The 24,368-nt window shown below is 67.8% G+C and carries 23 protein-coding genes and 1 riboswitch; of the genes, 15 read left to right on the forward strand and 8 right to left on the reverse strand.

All coding sequences use genetic code 11. The features are described from left to right. Positions 1-432: 432 nt before the first annotated feature. Positions 433-1,065 carry a putative endonuclease domain-containing protein gene (locus AC57BR_RS16320; RefSeq protein ID WP_496362372.1) on the forward strand — a complete coding sequence of 211 codons (633 nt, stop codon included), beginning with the start codon at positions 433-435 and terminating at the stop codon, positions 1,063-1,065. A 110-nt stretch (positions 1,066-1,175) separates the two neighbouring features. On the opposite strand, the gene AC57BR_RS16325 is transcribed toward AC57BR_RS16320, so the two are convergent. The 3 genes from AC57BR_RS16325 to AC57BR_RS16335 all read right to left on the reverse strand — a co-directional run bounded on the left by AC57BR_RS16325 (position 1,176) and on the right by AC57BR_RS16335 (position 4,372). Next, positions 1,176-2,360 carry a cation:proton antiporter gene (locus AC57BR_RS16325; protein ID WP_496362374.1) on the reverse strand — a complete coding sequence of 395 codons (1,185 nt, stop codon included), beginning with the start codon at positions 2,358-2,360 and terminating at the stop codon, positions 1,176-1,178. A gap of 5 nt (positions 2,361-2,365) precedes the next feature. After that, positions 2,366-2,848: a cation:proton antiporter regulatory subunit gene (locus tag AC57BR_RS16330; protein ID WP_496362376.1), complete on the reverse strand. Its 483-nt coding sequence runs from the start codon at positions 2,846-2,848 to the stop codon at positions 2,366-2,368. Between the two features lie 120 nt (positions 2,849-2,968). After that, on the reverse strand, positions 2,969-4,372 hold the full coding sequence (locus AC57BR_RS16335; RefSeq protein ID WP_496362378.1) for an MFS transporter: 1,404 nt from the start codon (positions 4,370-4,372) through the stop codon (positions 2,969-2,971). A gap of 190 nt (positions 4,373-4,562) precedes the next feature. Here AC57BR_RS16335 and AC57BR_RS16340 point away from each other — a divergent pair, with 190 nt between their 5' ends. Genes AC57BR_RS16340 through AC57BR_RS16375 form a run of 8 tightly spaced genes read left to right on the forward strand, consistent with a single transcriptional unit; the run spans position 4,563 to position 11,729 of the window. Then, the gene (locus AC57BR_RS16340; protein WP_496362380.1) at positions 4,563-7,622 is read left to right on the forward strand and encodes a Na+/H+ antiporter subunit A; all 3,060 of its coding nucleotides are present in this window, start codon (positions 4,563-4,565) and stop codon (positions 7,620-7,622) included. Further along, positions 7,619-8,203, forward strand: coding sequence for a Na(+)/H(+) antiporter subunit C (locus tag AC57BR_RS16345; RefSeq protein WP_496362382.1), 585 nt, complete (start codon positions 7,619-7,621; stop codon positions 8,201-8,203). The genes AC57BR_RS16340 and AC57BR_RS16345 overlap by 4 nt, the downstream gene beginning before the upstream one ends. Beyond that, complete coding sequence (locus AC57BR_RS16350) at positions 8,200-9,789, forward strand: Na+/H+ antiporter subunit D (protein ID WP_496362384.1); 1,590 nt, start codon at positions 8,200-8,202, stop codon at positions 9,787-9,789. The genes AC57BR_RS16345 and AC57BR_RS16350 overlap by 4 nt, the downstream gene beginning before the upstream one ends. Then, on the forward strand, positions 9,786-10,331 hold the full coding sequence (locus AC57BR_RS16355) for a Na+/H+ antiporter subunit E (RefSeq protein ID WP_496362386.1): 546 nt from the start codon (positions 9,786-9,788) through the stop codon (positions 10,329-10,331). The genes AC57BR_RS16350 and AC57BR_RS16355 overlap by 4 nt, the downstream gene beginning before the upstream one ends. After that, positions 10,328-10,606, forward strand: a complete 279-nt coding sequence (locus AC57BR_RS16360; protein WP_314194345.1) for an MrpF/PhaF family protein — start codon at positions 10,328-10,330, stop codon at positions 10,604-10,606. Before AC57BR_RS16355 ends, AC57BR_RS16360 begins: the two co-directional genes overlap by 4 nt. Continuing rightward, the gene (gene mnhG / locus AC57BR_RS16365; RefSeq protein WP_496362388.1) at positions 10,596-11,012 is read left to right on the forward strand and encodes a monovalent cation/H(+) antiporter subunit G; all 417 of its coding nucleotides are present in this window, start codon (positions 10,596-10,598) and stop codon (positions 11,010-11,012) included. The genes AC57BR_RS16360 and mnhG overlap by 11 nt, the downstream gene beginning before the upstream one ends. A gap of 31 nt (positions 11,013-11,043) precedes the next feature. Further along, positions 11,044-11,523 (forward strand): DUF2975 domain-containing protein, encoded by a 480-nt coding sequence (locus AC57BR_RS16370; RefSeq protein WP_496362390.1) that lies wholly within the window; start codon positions 11,044-11,046, stop codon positions 11,521-11,523. Then, the gene (locus AC57BR_RS16375) at positions 11,523-11,729 is read left to right on the forward strand and encodes a helix-turn-helix domain-containing protein (RefSeq protein ID WP_496362392.1); all 207 of its coding nucleotides are present in this window, start codon (positions 11,523-11,525) and stop codon (positions 11,727-11,729) included. Before AC57BR_RS16370 ends, AC57BR_RS16375 begins: the two co-directional genes overlap by 1 nt. A 29-nt stretch (positions 11,730-11,758) precedes the next feature. Here AC57BR_RS16375 and AC57BR_RS16380 read toward each other — a convergent pair whose 3' ends face one another. After that, positions 11,759-12,022, reverse strand: coding sequence for a DUF4235 domain-containing protein (locus tag AC57BR_RS16380; RefSeq protein ID WP_003803257.1), 264 nt, complete (start codon positions 12,020-12,022; stop codon positions 11,759-11,761). 57 nt (positions 12,023-12,079) lie between these two features. Continuing rightward, on the reverse strand, positions 12,080-12,631 hold the full coding sequence (locus tag AC57BR_RS16385; RefSeq protein WP_496362395.1) for a heme-degrading domain-containing protein: 552 nt from the start codon (positions 12,629-12,631) through the stop codon (positions 12,080-12,082). Between the two features lie 119 nt (positions 12,632-12,750). After that, positions 12,751-12,894, forward strand: a riboswitch (TPP riboswitch). A gap of 72 nt (positions 12,895-12,966) precedes the next feature. On the opposite strand from AC57BR_RS16385, the gene AC57BR_RS16390 reads away from it, so the two are divergent. The 3 genes from AC57BR_RS16390 to AC57BR_RS16400 are packed head-to-tail and all read left to right on the forward strand — an operon-like array spanning position 12,967 to position 16,042. Continuing rightward, on the forward strand, positions 12,967-13,587 hold the full coding sequence (locus AC57BR_RS16390; protein ID WP_496362397.1) for an ECF transporter S component: 621 nt from the start codon (positions 12,967-12,969) through the stop codon (positions 13,585-13,587). Next, positions 13,587-15,242, forward strand: a complete 1,656-nt coding sequence (locus AC57BR_RS16395; RefSeq protein WP_496362399.1) for an ABC transporter ATP-binding protein — start codon at positions 13,587-13,589, stop codon at positions 15,240-15,242. Before AC57BR_RS16390 ends, AC57BR_RS16395 begins: the two co-directional genes overlap by 1 nt. Further along, positions 15,239-16,042, forward strand: coding sequence for an energy-coupling factor transporter transmembrane component T family protein (locus AC57BR_RS16400; protein ID WP_496362401.1), 804 nt, complete (start codon positions 15,239-15,241; stop codon positions 16,040-16,042). The genes AC57BR_RS16395 and AC57BR_RS16400 overlap by 4 nt, the downstream gene beginning before the upstream one ends. Here AC57BR_RS16400 and AC57BR_RS16405 read toward each other — a convergent pair. Together AC57BR_RS16405 and AC57BR_RS16410 are read right to left on the reverse strand one after the other, a co-directional pair. Beyond that, the gene (locus AC57BR_RS16405; protein ID WP_496362403.1) at positions 16,039-16,533 is read right to left on the reverse strand and encodes a GNAT family N-acetyltransferase; all 495 of its coding nucleotides are present in this window, start codon (positions 16,531-16,533) and stop codon (positions 16,039-16,041) included. The two genes, AC57BR_RS16400 and AC57BR_RS16405, sit on opposite strands and share 4 nt — an antisense overlap. A gap of 43 nt (positions 16,534-16,576) precedes the next feature. Further along, positions 16,577-17,608 carry a hypothetical protein gene (locus AC57BR_RS16410; RefSeq protein ID WP_496362405.1) on the reverse strand — a complete coding sequence of 344 codons (1,032 nt, stop codon included), beginning with the start codon at positions 17,606-17,608 and terminating at the stop codon, positions 16,577-16,579. Positions 17,609-17,848: 240 nt separating this feature from the next. Between AC57BR_RS16410 and AC57BR_RS16415 the strand changes: the two genes are divergently transcribed. From AC57BR_RS16415 to AC57BR_RS16425, 3 genes are all read left to right on the forward strand, one after another. After that, a complete protein-coding gene (locus AC57BR_RS16415; RefSeq protein WP_496362407.1) occupies positions 17,849-19,372 on the forward strand; it encodes a UDP-N-acetylglucosamine 1-carboxyvinyltransferase in 1,524 nt (507 codons plus the stop codon). A 117-nt stretch (positions 19,373-19,489) separates the two neighbouring features. Further along, positions 19,490-20,725, forward strand: a complete 1,236-nt coding sequence (locus AC57BR_RS16420) for a glutamate--cysteine ligase 2 (RefSeq protein ID WP_496362409.1) — start codon at positions 19,490-19,492, stop codon at positions 20,723-20,725. Positions 20,726-20,921: 196 nt separating this feature from the next. Then, positions 20,922-21,575: an aspartate/glutamate racemase family protein gene (locus AC57BR_RS16425; protein WP_496362411.1), complete on the forward strand. Its 654-nt coding sequence runs from the start codon at positions 20,922-20,924 to the stop codon at positions 21,573-21,575. A gap of 50 nt (positions 21,576-21,625) precedes the next feature. Here the strand turns inward: AC57BR_RS16425 and AC57BR_RS16430 are convergent, their stop codons facing one another. Further along, on the reverse strand, positions 21,626-24,220 hold the full coding sequence (locus tag AC57BR_RS16430; RefSeq protein WP_496362413.1) for an AMP-binding protein: 2,595 nt from the start codon (positions 24,218-24,220) through the stop codon (positions 21,626-21,628). Between the last annotated feature and the right edge of the window lie 148 nt (positions 24,221-24,368).

The following is a 24,368-nucleotide window of genomic DNA, read 5'->3' on the forward strand; positions in this document are numbered from 1 at the left end:
CTCACCGCTTAGGGGTTTCGTAAACGCCGAGATCTCACCTTTGGATACCAGGGCGCCCCAGCCACCTCTCCTCCACACTGTGGATAACCACCGGGACCTGCCCGGACGTGCACACAATGGCGCATGAGAAAGCCGCCTCCACTGCCTGGCCTGCTCGCCGGCAGGTCGTTCACGCTCGATGAGCAACGTTCTGCAGGTGTTGCCGCGCAACGCGCCTGGCGCAGTGACCTACGGGTGGCAAGCCGCGGGGTCCGCGTCCCGTGGGATATCGAACAGGACTTCGCGCACACCTGCCAGCTACTTTCAGGCCTCTGTTCGTCAGCTGCCTGCTGCCTGGGGACCGCCGGCCGACTCTGGCAGTGCCCGCTTCCGTGGAGCGTCCAGGCTGACTTGCGGGTGCATTTGGCGCGGTTCGACGGCGGAAACCGGCCCGTGCGTAAGGGCGTGGCCGGCCATCGGCTCGAACTGCTGGATACCGATGTCACGGAGCTGGATGGCATTCCGGTCACCAGCCCGGCTCGGACATGGATAGATCTGGCCGCCGTCCTTGAGCTCGAGGATCTGGTGGTTGCGGCTGATTTCTTCGTCTGCAGCCAGTCCCGCAGCTTTGGCCCACGGAAGTTGGCCTTGTGTTCCATGGCGGATTTGCAGCGGCAGCTGGAGGGTGGCAGCGGCGCGCGGGGAATCCGCAAGGCCAGGACGGCGTTGGGCTTGGCCAGAGTGGGAGCGGACTCGGCGCCGGAAACCCGGCTTAGGCTGGCGCTGGGGAGGCTGGGCTTGCCCGAGCCGGCACTTGGTTATGTGATCACCGATGAAACCGACTGGGAGTTGGCTTGGCCAGACTTGGCCTTTCCCCAGTTTAGGGTGGCTGTGAACTACGACGGCCGGCACCACCTTGAACCGCGCCAGCGCGAATCAGATATCCGCCGGGACGAGTCCACTGCGGCGATCGGTTGGACTTCGGTGACGATCACCGCGCTGCAGGTTAGAACCTGGGGCTTCGACGGGTGCGCTCAGCGGGTGCTCGACGCGTTGGTCCGGTGCGGGTGGCGTGCCGAGAGGTGAGATCTCATCGCTTGGGAGTTTCGTAAACGCCGAGATCTCACCTCTCGGCGGGCCGGGCCGGTGCGGGCCGGGCCGGGCGGCGGGGCCAGCAGGGCTTAGGCCGGCTGGGCTTAGGCGCGGACGGGCTCCGGCCGCGCCGGGCGGGAGAACTTCTTGACGAGCGGCTCGATGTAGCGGGCGGCCAGCGGTCCGAGGACCGCCATAATCAGGACATATGCCGTGGCCAGGGCGGCGAGCTCGGCCTCGACCGCTCCGGAGGTCACGGCGAGGCCGGCGATGACAATGGAGAACTCGCCCCGTGCTATCAGCGCGGCCCCCGCGCGGAAGCGTCCCGGACGCGCGATGCCTGCCCGCTTGGCGGCCCAGGCTCCGGTGATGATCTTGGTGGCGGCGGTGAGCACCGCGAGGACCAGCGCCCACGCCAGCACCGGCGGGATGGAGGCGGGGTCGGTGTTGAGCCCGAACGCCACGAAGAAGATGGCGGCAAACAGGTCCCGCAGCGGCTCAAGGATCCGCGTCGCACTGTGGGCCGTGGCGCCGGAGATCGCGATGCCGAGCATGAACGCGCCCACTGCGGCGGACACCTGCAGCGCCGCCGCCAGGCCCGATACCAGCAGGGCGGCCCCCAGCAGGTTCAGCAGGAAAACCTCCGAATTCTCGCTGTGCACGGCTTTGGAGACGTGGTGCCCGTGCCGGAGGGCAACCAGCAGCACCACGGTGACGACAGCCAGCGAGACGCCCACGGTCTGCAGGCCGCCCAGGAAGCTGACCCCGGCAAGCGTGGCAGTGAGGATCGGCAGATAAATCGCCATGGCCAGGTCCTCGAAGACCAGGATGGAGAGGACCACTGGCGTCTCACGGTTACCGATACGGCCAAGGTCCGTGATGACCTTGGCCGCGATGCCCGACGACGATATATACGTGACGCCGCCCATAACCATGGCGCCCACCACTCCCCAGCCGAGAAGGGCAGCCAGGGCAGCGCCGGGAACGAAGTTCAGGACGAAGTCGAGGATGCCGGCTTTCCATGATCTCCGCAGGCCGGTCACGAGTTCGGTTGCCGTATATTCCAGACCGAGCATAAGCAGGAGCAGGATGACGCCGATCTCACCCGCGAGGTGGGAAAACTCCTTCATGCCGCTCAGTTCCACCACGCCGCCCGCACCGAAGCACAGTCCGCCCACCAGATACAGCGGAATGGGGGACATCCCGATCCGCCCCGCGAGCCTGGCCAGCAGGCCGAGGCAGAACACGACTGCACCCAGTTCGATGAGCGACAGGGCCACGCGGTCCATGAGGATCAGCCGTTGCGCAGGATGTCGGCCGCAGCGTCAAGGCCTTCTTGCGTGCCGACGGCGACCAGCAGGTCGCCGGGGTGAAGGAGGACGTCGGGACCTGGCGAAGGAACCACCTCGCCTTCACGCATGATCGCCACAATCGAAACACCGCACCGCGTGCGGATGCGGGCTTTGCCCATGGGTTGGTTCTGGAACGGGGAGTCCGCGGCAATGGAGAATTGCCGGGTGACGATGCCGGGAACCTCGCGGTGGGCCTCGGTCAGCGTCATGGCAAGGTGCTGGCCTCCGAGCAGATTCCCCAGACATGCCGCCTCCTCGCCGGTCAGCGGAATCGAGGCCTGGCACGTGTCGGGGTCATCCCAGGTGGAAACGAACAGCTCGGTCTGGCCCTCGCGGAGTTCCACCACCCCGATCCGCCGGCCGGAAGCGGTCATGAAGTCCTTGCGCCTGCCCAGGCCCGGGAGGTCTGTCTCTTCCACGTACATAACATCAGCCTAGTCCGCCAACCTGCGATTTCGGCTGAAACTGGGCCCCCGAGCTGCGGGGCTTAAGTGTGCGTTCGCGCCCTGCCCGGGGCATAAGGACCGTTCGCGCTCAGGGCCGGCCTAGGACTGCGGGACCACCGCGATCTCGGCCTCGCTCGGGGCCTTCACGGGCAGGAGGACCAGAAGCCCTGCCAGCAGCACCACCATGATGCCGAGGATGCCCCAGCGCTGTGCTTCCCCCTGGGCCACCAGGGGAGTGGCAACCGTGATGCACAGCGTGAACAGGGCAGGTGCGAGGAAGCTGACGGCGCGGCCGGTGGTCGCGTACAGGCCGAACAGCTCGCCGGATTCGCCCTGCGGGGCGAGCCTGGCGAGATAGGCGCGCGAGGAGGACTGGGCGGGGCCGACGAACAGGCAAAGGAACAGGCCGAAAACCCAGAACGTCGTGGAACCGGACCAAGGCAGGCCGAAGAATGTGTGCTTGTCGTTACCCAGCACCAGGATCATCGTCCCGGCGACCAGCAGGCCGGTTAGGGAGCTGATAATCACGGCCTTGGGCCCCACCCTGTCGTCCAGGAAGCCGCCGATGATCGCGCCCACGGCCGCCACGATGTTGCCGAAGATGGCGAAGAAGATGACCTGCGGCAGTGCGAAGCCGAAGGTGCCGGCCGCGATGATTCCGCCGAAGGTGAAGACCGCCGCCAGCCCGTCCCGGAAGATGGCGCTGGCCAGCAGGAAGAAGATGGTGTGCGGGCTGGTCCGGTAGATCGCCTTGATCCTGCGCGCCAGCAGCCCGTACGACGCCAGGAACCCGAGGCTCGCTGCGCGTTTCGGCTTCGGCAGCTCAGGGACCGCGAACATCACCGGCAGCGCGAAGAGAAAGAACCACAGGGCGGAGAACACCGCCACCAGCCGGATGTTGAGGCTGTCCTGCGTGGAAGCACCGAACCAGTCGAAGCGCGGCTGCACGAAGAGCTGGAGCACGATGAGCAGCGCCACGATGCCGCCGAGGTAGCCCATGCCCCAGCCGAACCCGCTGACCTTTCCGATGTTCCGGGGCGTGGAAATCTGCGCCAGCATGGCGTTGTAGTTGACGCCTGCGAACTCGAAGAACACGTTGGCCAGGGCGATCAGGGACACTCCGAGCAGGAGGAACTCGGGCCGCGGAAACACGAAGAAGCACAGTGCCGTCAGGACGGCGACGGCGGCCGTGTTCACTCCCAGCCACAGCTTGCGGCGGCCCCCGGTATCGGACCGCTGGCCCGTGACCGGGGCCAGCAGGGCGATGGCCGCCCCGGCAATGGCCAGCGCTCCGCCGAGCACCGCCGACGCCCGGTCTCCGCCGCCGAACGCCTGGGAGGTCAGGTAGACCGTGAAGACGAACGTCGTCATGACCGCGTTGAACGCTGCGGACCCCCAGTCCCAGGCTGCCCAGGCCAGAACGCGGCCCTTGCTGGACACCCGGGGCCCAGCTTCAAGTTCCGACGGCGGCTGCGTTGCCTCGGATGCGGCTGCGGTGTTCATACGCCGATGCTATCCGCCCGTGGCGAACAGGGAACGGAAACTCTCCCGCAGACTGGCGAAAGTTGCCCTGCGGGCCGCCAAGGCGGGGAAAACTCTCAGCGCCCCCTTGATAAACTGTCGGGACCGAACCCAACGAATGACCGCCTGCTCCAACTTTTGATAACCGAATTCTGACTTTGCGGAGATACCAGTGATCACAGTCCTTGCCGTGCACTTCGCGGTGGCCGCTGTGGCGCCGTTCATCTTCCGGAAGTTCGGCCGCAACGCGTTCTATGCGCTGGCCGCGGTACCCGCCGGTTCGTTCGTGTGGCTCCTGTTCCAGCACGCCGCCGTCTACGGTGCCGGCACCCCCGCCGAAACCGTCCCGTGGATTCCAAGCCTCGGCATCGAATTCGCCTTCCGCATGGACGCCCTGGCGTGGGTCATGTCGCTGCTGGTCCTGGGTGTGGGCGCCCTGGTGCTGGTCTATTGCGCACGGTACTTCAAGGACAAGGACAGCTACCTCGGCGGGTTCGGCGCCCAGCTTCTGGCATTCGCCGGGGCGATGTTCGGGCTGGTCACCGCGGATGACCTGCTGATGATGTTCATCTTCTGGGAACTCACCACGGTCCTGTCCTACCTCCTGATCGGCTATGCACGGACGAGGCTTGCCGCCCGCCGCTCCGCGCTGCAGGCACTCATGGTCACCACCGCCGGCGGACTGGCCATGCTCGTCGGCCTGATCATGCTCGGCGCCAGCGCCGGCACTTACCGCATTTCCGCCATCCTGGACCAGGCACCCGGGCTGGTCTCCGGACCGGCGGCGGGAGCCGTGGGCGCCGCCGTCGTCCTCGTCCTGATCGGCGCGGTAACCAAATCCGCGCTGGTTCCCTTCCACTTCTGGCTTCCGGGCGCCATGGCCGCGCCAACGCCCGTGAGCGCGTACCTGCACGCCGCCGCGATGGTGAAAGCGGGGGTGTACATCGTGGCGCGGCTAGCGCCGGGTTTCACGGACACCGCGTACTGGCTGCCGATGGTCCTCGGGCTCGGGCTCGCCACCATGCTGGTGGGCGGCTACAGGGCACTGCGCCAGACGGACATCAAGCTCATCCTCGCTTACGGCACCGTGAGCCAGCTGGGCTTCATCACCATGGTGGTGGGGCTCGGAAAGCCCGACGCCGCGCTGGCCGGGCTCGCCATGCTGCTGGCACACGGGCTCTTCAAAGCCACGCTCTTCCTCGTGGTGGGCATCATCGACCACCAGTCCGGCACGCGCGACATCCGCAAGCTTTCGGGCGTTTTCCGCTCCTCCCGGGCCCTCGGCATCGTGGCCGGCATCGGCGCCGCCTCCATGGCCGGCATCCCGCTGCTGGGCGGCTTCGTGGCGAAAGAGTCGGTCCTTGAAGCATTCGTGCACTTCGCCGCCGCGCCCGGCTACGGCCCCTGGGGCGCAGTGGTCCTGGCGGGCGTGGTGCTCGGCTCCGTGCTGACGTTCGCCTACAGCGCGCGCTTCATGTGGGGCGCCTTCGCCGTAAAACCGGGCGTCGAGCGCACCCCGTTCAAGGCCATCCGGCCCTCCTTCCTGGCGGCCCCTGCGGTCCTGAGCGTCCTCACCATCGTTTACGGCCTGTGGCCGGTTCCGGTGGATGCCTGGATCCAGCCCTACGCGGCACTGTTTACCGAGGGAACGCGCGACGCCGCTACTGCGGCGGGTGCCGCAGGGCACCTCGCGCTGTGGCACGGGCTGACCCCTGCCTTGGGCCTGACGGCCATCACGTTCGCCGCCGGCGCGGCTATGTTCTACGGACGGGCGGTGGTGGACCGGATCCAGAGCGCCGTTCCGCCGTGGTTCGACGCCGACCGCGGCTACCAGCTCACCATAGGCGCGCTGGACGACGTCGCCGTGTGGATCACCGGACGCACGCAGCGTGGTTCGCTGTATTTCTACCTGGCCGTGATCCTCAGCGTTGCCTTCGTGCTGCCCCTGTCCGCGCTGATCGCGGCGAACAAGCCTCTTCCCGAAGGGTTGTATTTCGTCGACCCCAACTCGCCCCTGCAGCTGGTGGCGGGCGCCGGGATCGTGATCGGGGCACTCGCCGCCGTCCGGGCCAACAAGCGCTTCCTTGCCGTGCTCATGGTTTCCGTCACCGGTTACGGCATCGCGCTGATGTTCGCGCTGCAGGGCGCCCCTGACCTGGCCCTGACGCAGATGCTCGTCGAGACCATCATCCTGGTGGCGTTCGTGCTGGCCATGCGCAGCCTGCCAGCAGAGCTGCGGGACCGCACCCGGGGCAAGTACCGGGTGGTCCGCGTGATCATCGGCCTGTCCTTCGGCGCCACCATGGTCTTCGCCGCCATCCACGCCATGGGCGCCCGCCTCGCCACGCCCGTCTCCCTCGAGTTCCCCAAGCTGGCCTACGAGGGCGGCGGCGGGCTCAACATCGTCAACGTCACCCTGGTGGACATCCGCGCGTGGGACACCTTCGGCGAGATCTCCGTGCTGGCGCTGGCCGCGACCGGCGTGGCAAGCCTCATCTTCGTCCGGGGCCGCGGCGACCGGCTGCGCACGGCGTCCGCGGTGGCCGAGGGGACCGTGGGCCGCCGCCACGGCGTCGACAAATCGTCAAGGGACGGCGCCGCACTGGCGCTGACCCGGAAGTTTGCCGCGTCCGCGCGGGACCCGTGGCTCGTTGCCGGGCGAACCCTGGCACCGGAGCGCCGCTCCATCATCTTCGAAGTGGTCACCCGGCTGGTCTTCCACTCGATGATCATCTTCTCGCTCTACCTGCTGCTTGCCGGCCACAACCTTCCCGGCGGCGGCTTCGCCGGCGGCCTCATGGCCGGACTGGCCCTCACCCTGCGCTACCTTGCGGGCGGCCGCTTCGAACTGCGGGAAGCCACCCCTATCAGCGCGGGCACGCTGCTTGGGATCGGCCTTGCGACGGCCGCGTTGTCCGGCGCCGCGCCCGTTTTGCTGGGCGGCCAGGTGTTCCAGAGCGCCATCATCGAGTTCTGGCTGCCGGTCTTTGGCGACATCAAGTTCGTCACCTCCACCATCTTCGACATTGGCGTCTACATCGTCGTCGTCGGCCTGGTGCTGGATGTGCTCCGCAGCCTTGGCGCCGAAATCGACGAGCACTTTGAAGAGCGTCCCCTGCACCAGGACGTGCAGGAAGCACACGACGCGCAGGACGCAGAGGCCGGCGACGAGGGCAGCGAACCGGTGCCCGGCGGCATCCCGGCCGGATCAACCCGAGGCGGCACCGCATGACAGTGAACCTGACCCTGCTCACCGTCATGGGTGCGCTCTACGCCTGCGGCATCTACCTGATCCTGGAACGCAGCCTCACCCGTGTGCTGCTGGGGCTGATGCTGCTGGCCAACGCCACCAACCTGCTGATCCTCGCCACCGGCGGCTATGCCGGGCTGGCCCCCTTCTTCAGCAAGGACACGGACCCCGCGGCGTACAACGACCCCCTGCCGCAGGCACTGATACTGACGTCCATCGTCATTTCCTTCGCGGTGACCGCGTTCATGCTGGGCATCATCTACCGGACCTGGGTGCTTGCCCGCCAGGACGACATCCAGGACGACATCGAGGACCGCCGCGTGGCCGAAACCCCCAGCTTCGATGCGGAGGACGACGCCGTCATCCCCGTGGAAACCTCGGAGTTCCCGTTGCCCATGCGCGGACCGGACGGCTCCGCCGCGGCAGAGCCGGCGGCCACTGTCGAGGCCGGCGGCCGGACCCTCCTGGCGGAGCACGCGGCGCTGGAGGAGAAACCGGGATCCGCCAACATCACCGGCCCGGAGAGAGACTCAGACACCGACATGGATGGAGGGGCGAAGTGAACCTCGCAAGCCTTGCCCCGCTCGCCGTCGTACTTCCCATCCTGGGCGCGGCGCTGACGTTCGTGCTGATCCGGCACTCCCGCGCCCAGCGCGCCGTAAGCATTGGCCTGCTCTCGCTGACCCTGCTGCTGGAATGCCTGCTCCTGGCCTCGGTCTGGAACGGCGGCACGGCGGCGGTGAACATCGGCGGCTGGGTGCCCCCGTGGGGGATCGTCCTGGTGGTGGACCAGTTCTCGTCGCTCATGCTCGTGGTGTCCTCCGCGGTGAGCCTCGCCGTCCTCGTGTACGCCACCGGCCAGGGCATGGCCGACGGCGACCAGGACGCCCCGGTATCGATCTTCCACCCCACGTACCTGATCCTCGTGGCCGGGGTCTCCAACGCGTTCCTCTCCGGGGACCTGTTCAACCTCTACGTCGGCTTCGAGATCCTGCTGACGGCAAGCTATGTGCTGATGACCCTCGGCGGCACAGGTCCGCGCATCCGTGCGGGCGTCACCTACGTGGTGGTCTCGGTGGTGTCGTCGGTGCTGTTCCTGATTGCCATTGCCATGGTCTACGGCGCGACCGGCACCATCAACATGGCGGACCTGGCCATCAAGCTGTCGGAACTGGACCAGGGAACCAAGACGCTCCTGCACGTCATGCTGCTGGTGGCCTTCGGCATCAAGGCCGCCGTCTTCCCCTTGTCCTTCTGGCTTCCGGACTCGTACCCCACCGCGCCGGCCCCGGTCACTGCCGTGTTCGCCGGCCTGCTGACCAAAGTGGGCGTTTACGCCATGGTCCGCACGGAAACCCTGCTGTTCCCCGGCGACAGCCTCAACACGCCGCTGATGGTGGTGGCGCTGCTGACCATGGTGGTCGGCATCCTGGGTGCCCTCGCGCAGAGCGATATCAAGCGTCTGCTGTCCTTCACCCTGGTCAGCCACATCGGCTACATGGTGTTCGGCCTGGCGATGTCCTCCGTGGCCGGCCTCGCTGCTGCCGTGTTTTACGTGGCGCACCACATCACCATCCAGACCAGCCTCTTCCTGGTCACCGGGCTGATTGAGCGCCGGGGCGGCAGCTCCTCGGTGGACCGGCTCGCCGGGCTGGCCAAACTGTCCCCGCTGCTGGCCCTGCTGTTCTTCGTGCCCGCCATGAACCTGGCCGGCATCCCGCCGTTCTCGGGCTTCCTGGGCAAGCTCGGCCTGATCCAGGCCGGCATCGGACTGGGAACCCCGCTGGCCTACGCACTGGTGATCGGCGGCGTGCTGACGAGCCTCCTGACCCTCCTGGCCGTCGCCCGGGTGTGGAACCGTGCTTTCTGGCGCAAGGCCGAGGACGCGGAGCACCCCGACCCGGTGCTCCTGGCGGTCCCCGCCCCGGAAAGCGGCACGGCGGCGGTGCGCCTCCTGCCCCGGACCATGGTCGGGTCCACGCTGGGCCTGGTGGTGCTGGGTGTGGCGCTCACGGTCTTCGCAGGACCTCTCTTCCAGGTGGCGGACCAGTCCGCCGCGGCCATGCTGGACAGGTCCGCCTACATCCAGGCGGTGCTCGGTGACGGCGCGCCCGTCCCGGCCCTGGCGCTGAGCGGAGGCGGAAAGTGAGCCGGCAAAGGGTGTCCCTGCGGCAGGAACTGCCGCTGTTGGTCTGGCTGGTCATCGTCTGGGGAGCACTCTGGCAGGACTTCAGCCCCGGCAACCTGCTCTTCGGCGCCCTGCTGGCGGTTGCGGTGGCGCGCCTGTTCTACCTGCCGCCGGTGGAGCTGAGCGGCCGCTTCAACGTGCTGAAGGCCGTTCCGTTCGCAGTGGTGTTCCTCGGCAGGGTGGTGGCCGCCAGCTGCCAGGTGTTCTACCTGGCGGTGGCCCAGGGGCCCAAGGTGACCAACGCCGTCGTCGCCGTTCCGTTGCGCAGCCATTCGGACCTGATGGTGACGGCGACCGGCCACGTGATCTCCCTGATCCCGGGGTCACTGGTGGTTGAGGTGGACAGGTCCACCTCAACCCTCTACATCCACGGACTCAATGTGCGGAACGGGGACGACGTGCTCAAACTGCGCAAGGAAGTCCGGGACACCGAGGCGGGGCTCATCCGGATCATGGGAACGAAGGAAGAGCTTGCCGCCCTGAAGCAGGAGGTTGGCGCATGATGGAGCTGGTCCTCACCGTCACGGCTGTGGCGCTGGCCCTCGCCGCCGCAGGCGCGATCATCCGCATCGCCCGAGGCCCGTCACTGCTGGACCGGGTACTCGCGGCGGACGTGCTGCTTGCCATCCTGGGGGCCGCGCTGTGCATTGACATGGCTGTGAACCGGCACCTGAACAACCTGATGCTGGTGGTGGCCGTGTCCGTCATCGGATTCATCGGCTCGGTGACGGTGGCACGCTTCGTGGCCGACAGGCGGGAGCAGCCCAATGAGTCCTGAACCGAACGCCGTGGATGCCGTGATCGATGCTGTGTCGGCCGTCTTCATGGTGGTGGGCGCGCTGATGTCCCTCGCCGCCGCAATCGGCCTGCTCCGCTTCCCGGACCTGATGAGCCGCATGCACGCCGCCACGAAACCCCAGGTGCTCGGACTGTTCCTGCTGCTGGCCGCGGTGGGTCTGCAGCTGCGCACCTGGTGGGTGTGGCCCGTGCTGCTCGTGGCCTGGATCTTCCAGCTGCTCACCGTGCCGGTCTCGGCCCACATGGTGGGCCGCGCCGGCTACCGCACCAAGCACCTCCACAAGGAGCTGCTCAGCAGCGATGAGCTGGAGGCCGTGGTGGTGAAGGCCGCCACGGCGGCCCGTGAATCTGAAGAGGACGACGGCATCCGCGATTCCAACGATTGAAAATCGATAGGAAACCAGCGATACTCGATCCATGTACAAGACAAACCTGGCGGTAACCGCGCTTCGGATCCTGCTGGTCATGGCCTTTGCCCTGCTGGTGGTGTTCCAGACCCTGTCCCTGCCGGGGCAGTTTGCCCACATGGCGCAGGAGAATCCCGCCGATGCGCCTCTGCAGTGGCCGCTGACCGTCTTCGCGGTGGTGGAGGTGGCCTGCGTGCAGGTGGTGATCGTCAGCACCTGGAAGCTCCTCACCATGGTCAAGCGGGACCGCATCTTCAGCGGGGCAGCCCTGGCCTGGGTGGACGCGATTGTGTGGGCAACGCTCACCGCCTGGATCCTCCTGCTCGGCGTCTTCATCTACATCGTGCTGAACGCGGATGATCCCGGGGTGCCGATGCTCCTGATGCTGATGCTGGTCGGCGGAGCTGTCCTCGGCCTGCTCATGGTGGTGATGCGCGCGCTGCTGCGGCAGGCCACGGCACTGCGGACCGACATGGAAGCAGTGATCTGATGCCCATCGTGGTACGCATCGACGTCGAACTGGCCAAGCGCAAGATGAGCGTGGGGGAGTTCGCGGACCGGGTTGGCCTGACGCCGGCAAACGTGGCCGTGCTGAAGAACGGGCGCGCCAAGGCCGTGCGCTTCAGCACGCTGGAGGCCATGTGCAAGGTGCTCGGCTGCCAGCCCGGCGACCTGCTGGAGTGGGTCGACGACTGAATGGATCCCCGGTTTGGCCGGTGGCGGCGCTAGACGATGTCCTGGGTCTTCGCGAACCGGGTGATGGCCCGCTGGGTGCCGCGGTTGGCCAGCACCTGGATGACCGCGCTCACAGACGCGGAGACGAGGGCGAACGTCAGGGCTGTGCGCAGCGTGGTGGGGACGTCGTCCTTGTCGCCCTTGGGGGGTTTCCGGCCCGTGACTTTTTCCCAGATGGTATCGACGGCCTTGGTGCCGGCGAACCCGGCCAGCAGGCTGATGCCCGTGCCAAGCAGCTTGATGAAGAAACTCATTCCGGAACTCCTCGCGTGATGAACACTGGTCTTTCCCTAGCCTATCCGCATGAAACGCTAGCCCAGGCGCATGGACCGGTGGATTTCCCGCAACGCCTGCACCACGAGGTCGTGGTCCGCCTTCTGCGGCAGTCCTGACACCGTGACCACGGCCACCGCTCCGACACCCCGCACATAGATGGGGAAGGCTCCGCCGTGGGCCGCGTAGGTTGACTGGTCGAACCAGGCGTTGTCCTCGATCCGTCCGCCGCCCAGCCTGCCGCGCAGGCCCACCAGCAGCGAGGGCTCCTCGTAGCGCACGGCAGTCCGTTGCTTGGCCCGCACCCAGCCCTCGTTGTCCGGGGTGGCGCCCTCGAGCGCAACGTGGAAGAGGACCTGTTCGCCCTTGGTGATGTCGATGGCGATGGGCAGGTTGTCCTCCTTGCCGCGTTCCACCAGTTCCAGGCCCAGCGCCAGTGCATCGTCCTTGCTGAACCTCGGGAACTGCAGTTCGGCGATTTCGCCCTCGATCTGACCGATCAGGGCTTCCAGGGATCCCGCCGGCTGGTCCTCGGAGGCATCGGGGTCAAAGGCGGGCAAGGCAGTGCTGCCGGAGTCCTGTAGCGTCATGGCCCAAATGTACTCCGGACGGCTGTCCCGGCGGCGCAGGAAGACTTCAGGATTGTGACGGCGGCCCCGGCTTTCCGGGCGCGCCGAGGTGTAAACTGGACCAGCCCACAAGGGCAGATTTATCACGACAGGGGAGCGCCGCCGTCGGGATGCAGAGGCATTTGCCAGTGCAGCCGCGGACGGGCGCTGAGAGTGCGGACCGCCGCAGACCCTCGAACCTGATCCGGCTAGTACCGGCGCAAGGGAGTCGAGTTCTCAAAGTGCCCGGCAGTTAGTGGCCAAGCCACCGGCAGCCGGGGGAACGCTTTCCCCTCCTGTTCCTCAGGAGGACCATCATGACAACTGCAGCAATCAAGAAAACCAGCTACAACTGGCGCGTGGCCGACATCGTAGTGGCGGCGCTCATCGCCGTTGCCGGCGGCGTGATCTTCTGGGCCTGGTCCCAGGGTGCCAACCTCATCTCCACCCCGGTCAACGCCGTCTACCCGCCGCTGACTGGCCTGTATGCCGGCGGCTGGATGATTCCGGCGGTCCTGGGCATGCTCATTATCCGCAAGCCCGGCGCGGCCCTGTTCTGCGAAACGGTGGCGGCCACGGGCGAGCTCCTCATGGGCTCGCAGTACGGCACCACGGTGCTCATCTCCGGCATCCTCCAGGGCCTGGGCGCGGAGCTCGTGTTCGCCGCCCTGGTGTACCGGAAGTTCAACCTCCCGGCTTCGCTGCTTGCGGGCGCCGGCGCCGGGCTGTTCTGCGGCCTCAACGACTCCTTTGCGCCGTGGGGCTGGAACATCGCCTACACCGCCGGCGACAAGCTCGCGTACATCATCTTCACGTCCATCTCCGGCGCGATCATCGCCGGTGCCCTGTCCTGGATCGCCACCCGCGGCCTGGCCAAGACCGGCGTGCTGAGTTCCTTCGCCTCCCGCAAGGCAGCTACGGAGCCCGTCTTCAGCTGATGCCCTCATCCCACGACGGCGCCGTCCGCCCCGCCGCGGTACACGCCCGCGGGTGGGGCTGGCGCCACGCCGGCCGCACCAAGCCCGCCGTCCACGCCCTGGACTTGGACATCCGCCCCGGCGAACGGGTGCTGCTGCTGGGCCCGTCAGGGGCCGGCAAGTCCACGCTGCTCCACGCCCTGGCCGGTGTGCTGGGAGACAGCGACGCCGGCAGCAGTCCCACGTCCGGCGCCGGGACCCTTGATGCCGGGGCAGCGGACCGCGACGACGCGGATGAGAGCGGCGAGCTGCTCATCGACGGCGCGCCCCCGCGCGCGCAACGGGGCCGTGCCGGACTCATGCAGCAGGACCCGGAAACGCAGGTGGTGCTCTCCCGCCTGGGCGACGACGTCGCCTTTGGTGCCGAGAACCTCTCGGTGCCCCGCGACGAGATCTGGCGCCGCGTGCATGAGGCACTGGACGACGTCGGACTGTCGCACCTGCCGCTGAACCACCCGACGTCGGCCCTGTCCGGCGGCCAGAAGCAGCGCCTGGCGCTCGCCGGCATCCTGGCGATGCGTCCGGGACTCATCCTGCTGGACGAGCCGACCGCGAACCTCGACCCCGCCGGCGTCCTGGAGGTCCGGGACGCCGTGGGCCGCTGCCTCGACAAGACCGGGGCCACAATGGTGGTGGTGGAGCACCGGGTCGCGGCCTGGAAAGATCTGGTGGACCGCATCGTGGTCCTGCAGCCGGGGTCTGCCGCTAACGGCGCGGTGCTGATCGACGGGACGCCGGACGAGGTCCTCGAGCAGGCCCGCGGGATGCTCACCGCCGCCGGCGTCTGGGTCCCGGGCTACGTCCCCGAAACCCGGCGCCGCCTGGCTGCCGGTGTCCCCGGCATTGAGGGCGGCCAGCTGCTGCTCGCCGCCGAAAAGCTCGCAGTGTCGCGCGAACGGCCCCGGCGCCGCGGCTTCCGCTCCGTACCGCCCGAGCCCGTGCTGCGGGACGTCACGGCACAGGTCCGGGCGGGGGAGGCGCTGACCGTGACGGGTCCCAACGGCGCCGGCAAGTCCACCTTTGCGCTGACCCTCGCCGGGCTGCTGCCGCCGGTGGACGGCAAGGTCTCCGCGACTGTGGAGTTGAGTGGCGGAGCCGGAATTGACCCGTACAAGTGGAGGGCCGAGCAGCTGATCGCCCGGATCGGCACGGTGTTCCAGGAACCCGAGCACCAGTTCGTCACCGGCCGCGTCCTGGACGAGCTGCAGTTCGGCCCGCGCCACCTCGGCCACGGCGAAGAGCGCGTCGACGAGCTGCTGGAGCGCCTTCGCCTCACGCACCTCGTGGACGCCAACCCGTACACCCTCTCCGGCGGGGAGAAACGCCGGCTGTCCGTGGCCACTGTCCTGGCCGCCCACCCGCAGGTGCTGGTCCTGGATGAGCCCACGTTCGGCCAGGACGCCAACACGTGGGCGGAGCTTGCCTCCTTCCTTTCCGAGCTGCTCGATGCCGGCACGGCCGTCGTGTCCGTGACGCACGACGAGGAGTTCACCCATGTGCTCGGCGGCACCGAGCTGCGGCTGGGCTCCGGCGGACGGCCCGAGCCAAGACCCGCCGAGCCCAGACCCGGCGAACCCAGACCCGGCGAACCCAAGTCAGAACAGGCGGCGACATGAGGGACGCACTGACAATCGCCGGAAACCGGGCCGTGCTGACGCGCGCCAATCCGCTGGCCAAATTCGCCGCGGTCTTCCTGATCACCCTGGTCCTGGCGCTGTCCATCGACTGGATGTCCGCTTCCGTGGCGCTCGCGTGCGAGCTGCTGGTCTTTCCGCTGGCAGGGTTGACGTTTTCGCTGCTGTGGCAGCGCGGCTGGCCGCTGATCCTGGCCGCAGCCGTGGGCGGCTGGAGCACCTCCATCCTGGCGCCGGACAGCGGAAGGATACTGCTCGACGTCGGCCTCTGGTCCATGAGCGAAGGTTCCCTTCAGCTGGGGCTGGGTTTTCTGCTGCGCGGCCTGGCCATCGCCCTGCCTGCGGTGCTGCTGATGAGCTGCACCGATCCCACCGACCTGGCGGACGCCCTCGCCCAGAAGGCGCGGCTGCCGCATCGTTTCGTGCTTGGGACGCTGGCCGCGATGCGGCTGGTCGGGCTGATGGCCGAGGAATGGCAGACCATCGGCATGGCCCGGCGCGCCCGCGGCGTCGGATCGCGCGGCAACCCGTGGCAGCGGATGCGGGCCACCCTGGGGCAGAGCTTCGGCCTCCTGGTCCAAGCCATCCGCCGCGCCACCCGGCTTGCCGTGACCATGGAGGCCCGCGGATTCGGCGGCGCCAGCCGGACCTGGGCGCGCGTGTCCACCTACAGTGTGCTGGACGTCTGGGTGGTGCTCGGTGGCGTGCTGGTTGCCGTCGGCGCTGTGGCCGCCGCGCTGTGGGCCGGTACGTGGAACATGGTGTGGCTGGAGGGATCCTAACCCGCAGGCCGCGCCATCCGGACCTCGGGCAGCCCTTCCCAGTCCTCGATCATGTCCCTGGCGCCGGTGAAGAGGAAGCCGTTGCGCCGGTAGAAGGCCTGGGCGCGCGGGTTGGCCTCGGCGACCCACAGCGCAGCCGCTTCGTTCCCGATCACGGCATCGAGCAGTGCCTGGCCCAGGCCCCTGCCATGGTGGGAAGCGAGGAGATAGATGCCCCAGAGCTCGGTCTGCTCCCGCACCCCATCCTCGGGCGGAAGCGAGCCGGCAAATCCCACCAGCTTCCCGCCGTCGACCGCTACGTACTGCCGGTCAGCATGGGGGCCGGCCAGGAGTTGCCGCCACATGGCAAGCCGCCCTTCCACGCCCTGCCTGGCCATAAAGCCCGGTGAAAGCAGGTGTGCATACGTTTCGCGCCAGCATTCCAGGTGGAGCCGGGCCAGGGCCCCAGCGTCTTCAGGCGCGGCCTGGCGGACGCTGCAGGTGTGATCCATTGGGCCGAGTCTAATGTTCCCGGGTCTGATGTTCCGGCAGGCCTCAGATGCAGGAGTGGTTGTGGTCGAAGCCGTCGGCCACGAACTGGGTGAGGACCACGTTGCCCCCGGCGGTGAGGGGCGCCGCAGAGCACATGCTGTTGGCCTCGGCGGCAGTGTGCGCCCCGGCAAGCCAGCTTGGCAGCGAGTAGAGGCTGCTGGCCGATCCCACCTCGCCAACGATCTGCCCCCACTGCCGGGCGGAGGAGTAGATGCCCACCCTGGCGCCGATGCTGTGGAAAAAGTCGGCCATGCCTTCGAGGTCTGCCCGGTTCGCGTTCCTGTCGCCTGACCAGCTGTTGCCCGTCTCCACGTCCAGCCACCAGAGGTAAGTCCCAGGCTCGGAGATGGTGCGGAGGTAGGCGTCGTCGAAGGCCTTGGCGTACCCGTACATGTAGGCGCACGCAGCGTCCTCCTGCCCGTGGCAGGTGCCGTACGGGTTGGCCACGACCTCGCCGCCGTACTCGTTGTTCGTCGGCCACCAGGAGCCCCGCAGCCCCGGATTGGCCGTGTTCACGTAGAGCGCCAGCCGTGGCTGGCCGGTTCCGCCGGCCGAGTCATCCGCCCAGTCAAGCTGCTGGTGGAGGCATGGGTTCGTGGTGTTCGCCAGCCCGTTGTTGACCCCGACAATCGCGAACGCAGGGTTGTCAGGCAGGTCGCCGCTGCACTGCGGCCAGGAGACGTCGTTGCCCAGCAGCGCTTCGTCAGGGGTTTCGTTACCGGGCAGCACTTCGCCAGGGCGTTCGTTACCGGGCAGGGCGGGGGCGGACCCTGACGGCTGCGTGGGCTGCCGGTCCGCCGGCTGCGGGGACTGCCGGGGCGCGGGCGGTTGCGCCTGCGGGGCGCCGCCGGGCGTGGCGGAAGCCCTGGGTGAGGCCTCGGTGACGGTTGATTCGGGCGCCGGCGGCGCGCCGTCGTCGAGCCTCGGTCCCGGGATAAAACCCACGGCGGTCGCAACCATGAAAGACAGCAGCGCTGAGGCCCGGCGCCCGAGGGGGCGCCTCCTGGCCAGCGCAGCGGAGCTGAAAATGGACATGGCGGCCTCCCGTTCCCTAATGGCCGCAACAGGTACCGCTAGCTTGCTCCCGGATCCGCGCCGTGGTCAAGGCAGGCGCCGGACACTTGACTGGGGCCGCGGACGCCTCCACGGATTCTGTCACGCGGCTGTGGCCCGTTACTGAAAGTTTATGCGCGTAACGGGTATGTCAAGCGCGTTTGGCTCCAATTGTCATCTCAAGAGGCGACGAAATAACTCATATCTGATATATTTCTGTCCATGACTCAACAGACCGCTGAACACGTCGGCCTTCTGCTCCGCGACGCCCGCAGCCAGAAGGGGTGGACCCAGGGCCAGCTGGCCGCGGAACTTGGCACCAGCCAGAGCGCCGTGGCCCGCATGGAACAGGGCAAGCAAAACCTAAGCCTGAAAATGATCCAGCGCCTGGAGACGATCTTCGGCCGCAGCATCGTCCAGCTCGGCAAACCGCAAATGACCCACCTCCGTGTGGAGGGCGGCCGGACGCTTTCGGGCTCCGTTGACGTCAACACCAGCAAGAACGCCGGGGTGGCACTTCTTTGCGCCAGCCTCATCAACCGCGGCACCACGACGCTGCGCCGGCTGGCCCGCATCGAGGAAGTCAACCGCATCGTCGAGGTTCTGAGCAGCATCGGGGTCGAATGCACCTGGCTCAACGACAACGACCTCCGCCTGCGCCGTCCCGCGGACCTCGACCTGGCATCCATGGACGTCGAGGCCGCACGCCGGACCCGCAGCGTCATCATGCTGCTGGGCCCGCTGCTTGATGAGACGGATGAATACCGGCTGCCCTACGCCGGCGGCTGCGATCTGGGCATCCGCACCGTGGAGCCGCACATGCAGGCACTGCGGCAGTTCGGCCTGTCCGTGGAGGCCAGTTCAGGCTTCTACTCCGTGCAGGCGCCACCCACGGACGACCTCGACCGCTCCTTCGTCCTGACCGAACGCGGCGACACGGTGACCGAAAACGCCATCATGGCGGCTGCCCACCGCTGCGGCACCACGGTCATCCGCAACGCCAGCCCGAACTACATGGTCCAGGACCTCTGCTTCTACCTGCAGCGGCTGGGCGTGGAGATTGACGGCGTCGGGACCACCACGCTGAAGATCACCGGCAAACCGACAATTGACGTCGACATCGAGTACTTCCCCTCGGAAGACCCCATCGAGGCGATGAGCCTGATCACCGCCGGCATCGTCACCAACTCCGAGGTGACCATCCGCCGCGTGCCCATCGAATTCATGGAGATCGAGCTGGCCACGCTGGAGCAGATGGGCCAGCAACTGGAGGTCTCGGGCGAGTACATGGCACGCAACGGGCGCACCCGGCTGGTGGACGTGACCACCAAGCCCTCCGAGCTGCGTGCGCCCGAGGACAAGATCCACCCGATGCCGTTCCCCGGGCTGAACATCGACAACCTGCCGTTCTTCGCGGTGATCGCCGGCAACGCCGAGGGCCAGACCATGATCCACGACTGGGTTTACGAGAACCGCGCCATCTACCTGACGGAGCTGAACAAGCTCGGTGCCCGGGTGCAGCTGCTGGACCCGCACCGGATTTACGTCAACGGCCCCACCCGATGGCGTGCCGCGGAGGTGGGCTGCCCGCCCGCGCTGCGTCCGGCTGCCTGCCTGCTGCTGGCCATGCTCGCGGCCCGCGGCGTGTCCGAGCTGCGCAACATCTACGTCATTGAACGCGGTTACGAGGACCTCGCCGAGCGGCTCAACACCATCGGCGCCAAAATCGAGTACTTCCAAGACTGACACCGCAGCGCGAACTGGCAGATAATGACCCCTCCGGACGGATTTGAGGGTGTTATCTGCCAGTTCGCGCTTCGTCATGTCGGGGACGTTTTCGCGGCTCTGGCGCACAATGTAGGCATGCGGACTTTTGGCGTGGAGGAAGAGCTCCTGATCGTTGATCCGGACAGCGGAGAACCGCTGGCGCTCGCCGATGCCCTGTTGGCGGGCCGCAAACTCGCCGCCGACGACGCCCCCGGCAAGCCCCGGCTGGTGAAGAAAAAGGCCGAAGCCAAGTGCGACGACGACGAAATGGGCTTGAGCGCCGAACTCAAGCTTGAACAGATCGAGACCCAGACACGCCCGTGCCTGGACCATGCGGAACTGCTCCGGCAGATCCGTGCCGGCAGGGCACTGGCCGACGACGCCGCACAGGGGCACGGTGCGCGGATTGCCGCGCTGGCCACGTCACCGCTGGCCCTCTCCAGCCACACCACGCCGGATCCGCGCTACGCCAGGATGCTGGAACGGTTCGGCCTGACCGCCCAGGAACAGCTCACCTGCGGCTTCCACGTCCACACCTACATCGAATCCCCGGACGAAGGCGTGGCCGTGCTGGACAGGATCCGGGACAAGCTGGCGGTCCTGATTGCGCTCAGCGCCAACTCGCCGTTCTGGAACGGCGTGGAAACCGGATTCGAGAGCTACCGCACGCAGGCATGGAACCGCTGGCCGTCGTCGGGCCCGTCCGCCATTTACGGCAGCCTGTCCTCCTACCGCCGGGTGGTGACCCGGCTGCTGGACAGCGGCGTGGTGCTGGACGAGGGCATGATCTACTTCGACGCCCGGCTCTCCCGGAACCATCCCACCGTGGAGGTGCGGGTGGCGGACGTCTGCCTCCGCGCCGAGGACGCCGCGCTGATCGCCGTCCTGGTCCGGGCACTCGTGGAATCGGCGTGCCGGGAATGGCGTGAGGGTGTGGAGCCCACGCCCGTGCCGACGGTGCTGCTGCGGATGGCTGCCTGGCAGGCCAGCAACTTCGGCCTGCGCGGTGAACTGCTGGACTTCGGTAGCTTCCGGCCTGTGCCCGCCGAGGACGTGGTGCGCTCGCTGGTCGACTTCCTGGAGCCGGTGCTGGCCGAGAACGGTGAGCTGGACCTGGTCCGGCAGGGCGTCGAGGAGATCTTCGCGCGCGGCACCGGCGCCGCGGAGCAGCGCGGCGTCCGCCAGGTGGTACTGGACAAGGCAGAGCCCGACGACGGCGGGCTGGGTGCCGTCGTCGCGCACGCCGTGCGGGCCACCCACAAGGGAGCCGGCGGGTACGTCGGCCCGGATGCCTATGCCGCTCCGGAACTGCTGCGCGTCCGGCAGCTCTGACACCGGCACTCCGGCAGTGCGAACCACAGGAGCGCGCACGAGCATTTAAGCCTCATCCCCTGGAGCGCGAACTGGCAGCTAACGCCCTCAAAACGCACGTTTGAAGGCATTACCTGCCAGTTCGCGCGTGGTAATCCGCCTGAAACCTGGGCTGGCTAGGGTGGAACCACAAGACCCGCCGGGGAAGGAACACACCATGCGCGTAGGAATCATCAGGGCTTTGACCACCACGGACAGGCGCCTGCTCAACTCGCACGGAAAGCTGCTCCGCGAGACATTCGGCTTCGATGTGACAACACGGTGCATCCCGGACCAGCCCTCGGGCGTCCACGATGCTGATTCGCTACGGCGTGCTGTGCCCAAGGTGGTGGAACTCGCGCTGGACATGGCGCCGGACGTCGACGCGCTGGTCATCAGCTGCGCCGCCGATCCCGGTTTGCCCGAGGCGCGGGCCCTGCTGACCATCCCGGTGATCGGTGCCGGCTCCGCAGCGGCTGCGGCAGCACTCGCCTTCGGCGGCCGGGTGGGCGTCCTTGGCCTCAAGCACTCAGTGCCGGGTCCCATTTCCGATGCCCTGGGCGACCGAATGCTCCTGATCGACGGCCCCGAGAGCGTGGAGACGCCGGACGGCTTCCTGCTGCCGACCGGCATCTTCGACGCGCTCGCCGCCGCCCATATGCTGTTGGATGCCGGAGCGGACGTCATCGTGGAGGCCAGCACAGGCCTGACGAGCATCGGCATGGCGGACGTCCTGCGGCGCAGGCTGGGGATTCCCGTCATTGACCCCGTCACGGCTGCCGGCTCTATGCTTGTCTCCGCCGTGGCATCCCGCGAGCTCCAGGCGATCTGAGCCGGCGAGCCGGGCCGCTGAGCCGGGGCGCCTGAGCCCAGGCCGCCCGATCAGGAGGTGTGGGCCTTGGAGCGGCTGAACCGGCGGCGCAGCGTGGCCCAGCTGCTCCGGCTCAACAGCCCCATGACACGCGTGCACAGCGCCCAGTAGGCCACCCCGGCCGCCAAGGACGCTGCCACCGCCAGTGCCGGGCTGATTGCATCCAGCAGCGGGTAAACCAGCCAGTGCACGAGGTACGCGTAGAGGGAAGCGCTGGCCAGCAGGACCGCCAGCCGCTGCAGACCCTTAGGCACGGGGATGGCGGGCAGCCAGGTGAGCAGCAGGATTCCGGCAACAAGCGTCAGCTCGCGGTGGGTATCCCCGAAGAAGTACCCGGGGACCGTGAGGATCGCGAGGACTGATACCGCACACCGCTGCACCCACGTCCGGGTCCGGGCAACGGTCCACCCCAGGGCAAACAGCCACAGGGTTGGCGACGGGTGCGGGATGCCGGGATCAACGATGTCATAGCGCGAGAGCAGCGCGACGCCAGTGACGGCAAGCGGAAAGAGCAGCGGGAATCGCCGCTCCACCCGGTCCGCCCAGGGTATGGCCAGCAGGGCTGTCATGCCCAGGAGGATGTAAACCAGCACCTCGATGAACCAGAAATGCCACTGCGTGGTCACGGCTTCGGGGCCGATCACGGAGTTGAGGAGCAGGACATTGGCCAGGGTGTACCGGTCGGTGATCAGGTAGGCCACTCCGATAAAGGCCATGCTGGGCACCGCCACCCGCGCCAGGCTGGTGAGTTGGCGCCTGAACCGGGGAAGCCGTTCCCCGCTGAGCTGGAACCGGGCGAAATTGTACCCGGCCACCGCCATGAGCACGTGGGCCATTCCCGGCCATTTCATCAGCCCCACGTGGGTGCTGACGATGAGCACGATGGCCACGGCCCTGAGCACGATGCTGGTTTCGAGCGGGGCAAAGAACCGGCGCATCTTCCCGGCAGGCCCTTTCCCCGAGCGCTCCAGGTCGCGGACCGGCGTTACGTGCCAGTCCGGTGGAAGGTGGCCCAGCAGCTGCTCCAGGCGGACGGACGTGGCCACGTAGGACAGCGAGTCGCCGCCCAGCGAGACGAACGTGTCGCCGTCGCCGATGTCCGTGCTCTCCAGGGTGTCGCGGAAAATCCGCCGCACGTCGTCGGGCGCGGGGTCCGGCCTGGAGCCCGGTCCCGGGCCGGCCGGCCCGGGTTTTGAGAGCCCGGGTTTTGGGAGCCCGGGTTTTGAGAGTCCTGGTTCTGACAGCGCCAGGACCGCCGGGTAGTCCACCTTGCCGGTGGCCAGTCGGGGGAGGTGCTCGACGGCGTGCAGCTCCAGGGCCGCACGGGGCAGCCCGATGCCCTGCGCGAGGACCTTGGCCAGCAGTTGGGTGTCGTGGCTGCCCTCGACCGCGACGACGAGGCCTTGGTCTGTGCCCGCGCTCGCCGCTTCTACGCCGAGGTCGGCCAGGATGCGCTCCACCTGGCCGAGGTCAACCCGGAGGCCAACGATCTTGACGAACCGGCTGCGCCGCCCCACCACTTCGTAGACGCCGGCAGGGTGCTTCCTGGCCAGATCCCCGGTGCGGAGTTCGTGGACCGTGCGGCCGGCGCCGAGATCCTCCGGCGTCTCCGCATAGCCGAGCATGACATTGGGCCCGGTGTAGACGAGTTCGCCGTGCTCGAGGCCGGGCACGGGCTCGAGGCGGAAGGCGCCGCCCGGCACCGGAATGCCGATGGCAGCGGGGTGCTCGGCGGCCAGCTCGGGCGGAAGGTAGGCCATCCGGGCGGTGGCCTCCGTCTGGCCGTACATGACGAACAGTTCCCAGCCCTTCCGGCGGCCGAGTTCGGCGTAGCCCTGCACGCGTTCGGGGGCAAGCCGGCCTCCGGCCTGGGTGACATAACGCAGCCCAGGAAGGTCCATCCCGGCAAAGCCCACGCGTTCCAGCAGTTCGAAGGTGTAGGGCACTGCGGCGAACGATGTTGCCCCGCCGGTGCGGAAAAGCTCCCAGAAGCACGGATCAACAACGGACAGGTCGGTGAGCACCAGGCCCGCACCCCGGAGCAGGTGACTGTTGATCACGGACAGCCCGTAGCAGTAGGACATCGGCAGGGTGGTTGCGGCGCGGTCTGCCGGGCCGATGTTCAGGTACTCGGCGATCGACTCCGCATTGGCCTGCAGGTTGGCGGTGGACAGGCGCACCAGCTTTGGCGAGCCGGTGGAGCCGGAGGTGCTGAGCAGAAGAGCGAGGTCCGGATGGAGTTCGTGCCGGGTGCCCGCCCTGCGTTCCTCGAACAGCGTCTGTCCGTTGGCGGAACGCAGCACGACGTCGGGGTCGTACGCGGCCACCAGGGACTCAAGCGCCGCCGGCTTGTCCTCCGGAAGCAGGATCAGCGGGTGGCCGGCAACCAGGGCAGCGAGGTAGGCCACCAGGGAGTCGACGTCGTTCGCCGCCGCCAATGCCACCAGGCGCCGCTGGGTGCCCAGCCGGAGCGCGAGGGCATCAACCCTGTCGGCCAGTTCCTGGTAGGTGAGAGTGAAATTGTCTGTGAAAATGGCGGGCCTGTCCCCGTGGCCTGCGAGATCGGCGGCGAAGGGCACCCGCGCGAAATCAAGCTGCGTGGTCACCGCACGATGATATTAGTTAAGGCTTACCTAAGTAAAACCGTCCTGCCGCCTGTTACGCCGTGCCATACTCAGTCCGTGACCGGGGCATATGCATTCCGGGCCCCGTTGTGGCTCTATCCGGGCGAAGCCGCCTGGCACTTCATCACGT

It is taken from the genome of Arthrobacter sp. BGA-UO-ETr-C19 (assembly GCF_059568005.1).

What these genes read in the sequence shown, in the direction of transcription:
- AC57BR_RS16325 (WP_496362374.1), bottom strand. Translation starts at nt 2,360, where the DNA reads ATGGACCGCGTGGCCCTGTCGCTCATCGAACTGGGTGCAGTCGTGTTC.
- AC57BR_RS16330 (WP_496362376.1), bottom strand. Translation starts at nt 2,848, where the DNA reads ATGTACGTGGAAGAGACAGACCTCCCGGGCCTGGGCAGGCGCAAGGAC.
- AC57BR_RS16335 (WP_496362378.1), bottom strand. Translation starts at nt 4,372, where the DNA reads ATGAACACCGCAGCCGCATCCGAGGCAACGCAGCCGCCGTCGGAACTT.
- AC57BR_RS16345 (WP_496362382.1), top strand. Translation starts at nt 7,619, where the DNA reads ATGACAGTGAACCTGACCCTGCTCACCGTCATGGGTGCGCTCTACGCC.
- AC57BR_RS16360 (WP_314194345.1), top strand. Translation starts at nt 10,328, where the DNA reads ATGATGGAGCTGGTCCTCACCGTCACGGCTGTGGCGCTGGCCCTCGCC.
- mnhG (WP_496362388.1), top strand. Translation starts at nt 10,596, where the DNA reads ATGAGTCCTGAACCGAACGCCGTGGATGCCGTGATCGATGCTGTGTCG.
- AC57BR_RS16370 (WP_496362390.1), top strand. Translation starts at nt 11,044, where the DNA reads ATGTACAAGACAAACCTGGCGGTAACCGCGCTTCGGATCCTGCTGGTC.
- AC57BR_RS16375 (WP_496362392.1), top strand. Translation starts at nt 11,523, where the DNA reads ATGCCCATCGTGGTACGCATCGACGTCGAACTGGCCAAGCGCAAGATG.
- AC57BR_RS16380 (WP_003803257.1), bottom strand. Translation starts at nt 12,022, where the DNA reads ATGAGTTTCTTCATCAAGCTGCTTGGCACGGGCATCAGCCTGCTGGCC.
- AC57BR_RS16385 (WP_496362395.1), bottom strand. Translation starts at nt 12,631, where the DNA reads ATGACGCTACAGGACTCCGGCAGCACTGCCTTGCCCGCCTTTGACCCC.
- AC57BR_RS16390 (WP_496362397.1), top strand. Translation starts at nt 12,967, where the DNA reads ATGACAACTGCAGCAATCAAGAAAACCAGCTACAACTGGCGCGTGGCC.
- AC57BR_RS16395 (WP_496362399.1), top strand. Translation starts at nt 13,587, where the DNA reads ATGCCCTCATCCCACGACGGCGCCGTCCGCCCCGCCGCGGTACACGCC.
- AC57BR_RS16400 (WP_496362401.1), top strand. Translation starts at nt 15,239, where the DNA reads ATGAGGGACGCACTGACAATCGCCGGAAACCGGGCCGTGCTGACGCGC.
- AC57BR_RS16405 (WP_496362403.1), bottom strand. Translation starts at nt 16,533, where the DNA reads ATGGATCACACCTGCAGCGTCCGCCAGGCCGCGCCTGAAGACGCTGGG.
- AC57BR_RS16410 (WP_496362405.1), bottom strand. Translation starts at nt 17,608, where the DNA reads ATGTCCATTTTCAGCTCCGCTGCGCTGGCCAGGAGGCGCCCCCTCGGG.
- AC57BR_RS16415 (WP_496362407.1), top strand. Translation starts at nt 17,849, where the DNA reads ATGACTCAACAGACCGCTGAACACGTCGGCCTTCTGCTCCGCGACGCC.
- AC57BR_RS16420 (WP_496362409.1), top strand. Translation starts at nt 19,490, where the DNA reads ATGCGGACTTTTGGCGTGGAGGAAGAGCTCCTGATCGTTGATCCGGAC.
- AC57BR_RS16425 (WP_496362411.1), top strand. Translation starts at nt 20,922, where the DNA reads ATGCGCGTAGGAATCATCAGGGCTTTGACCACCACGGACAGGCGCCTG.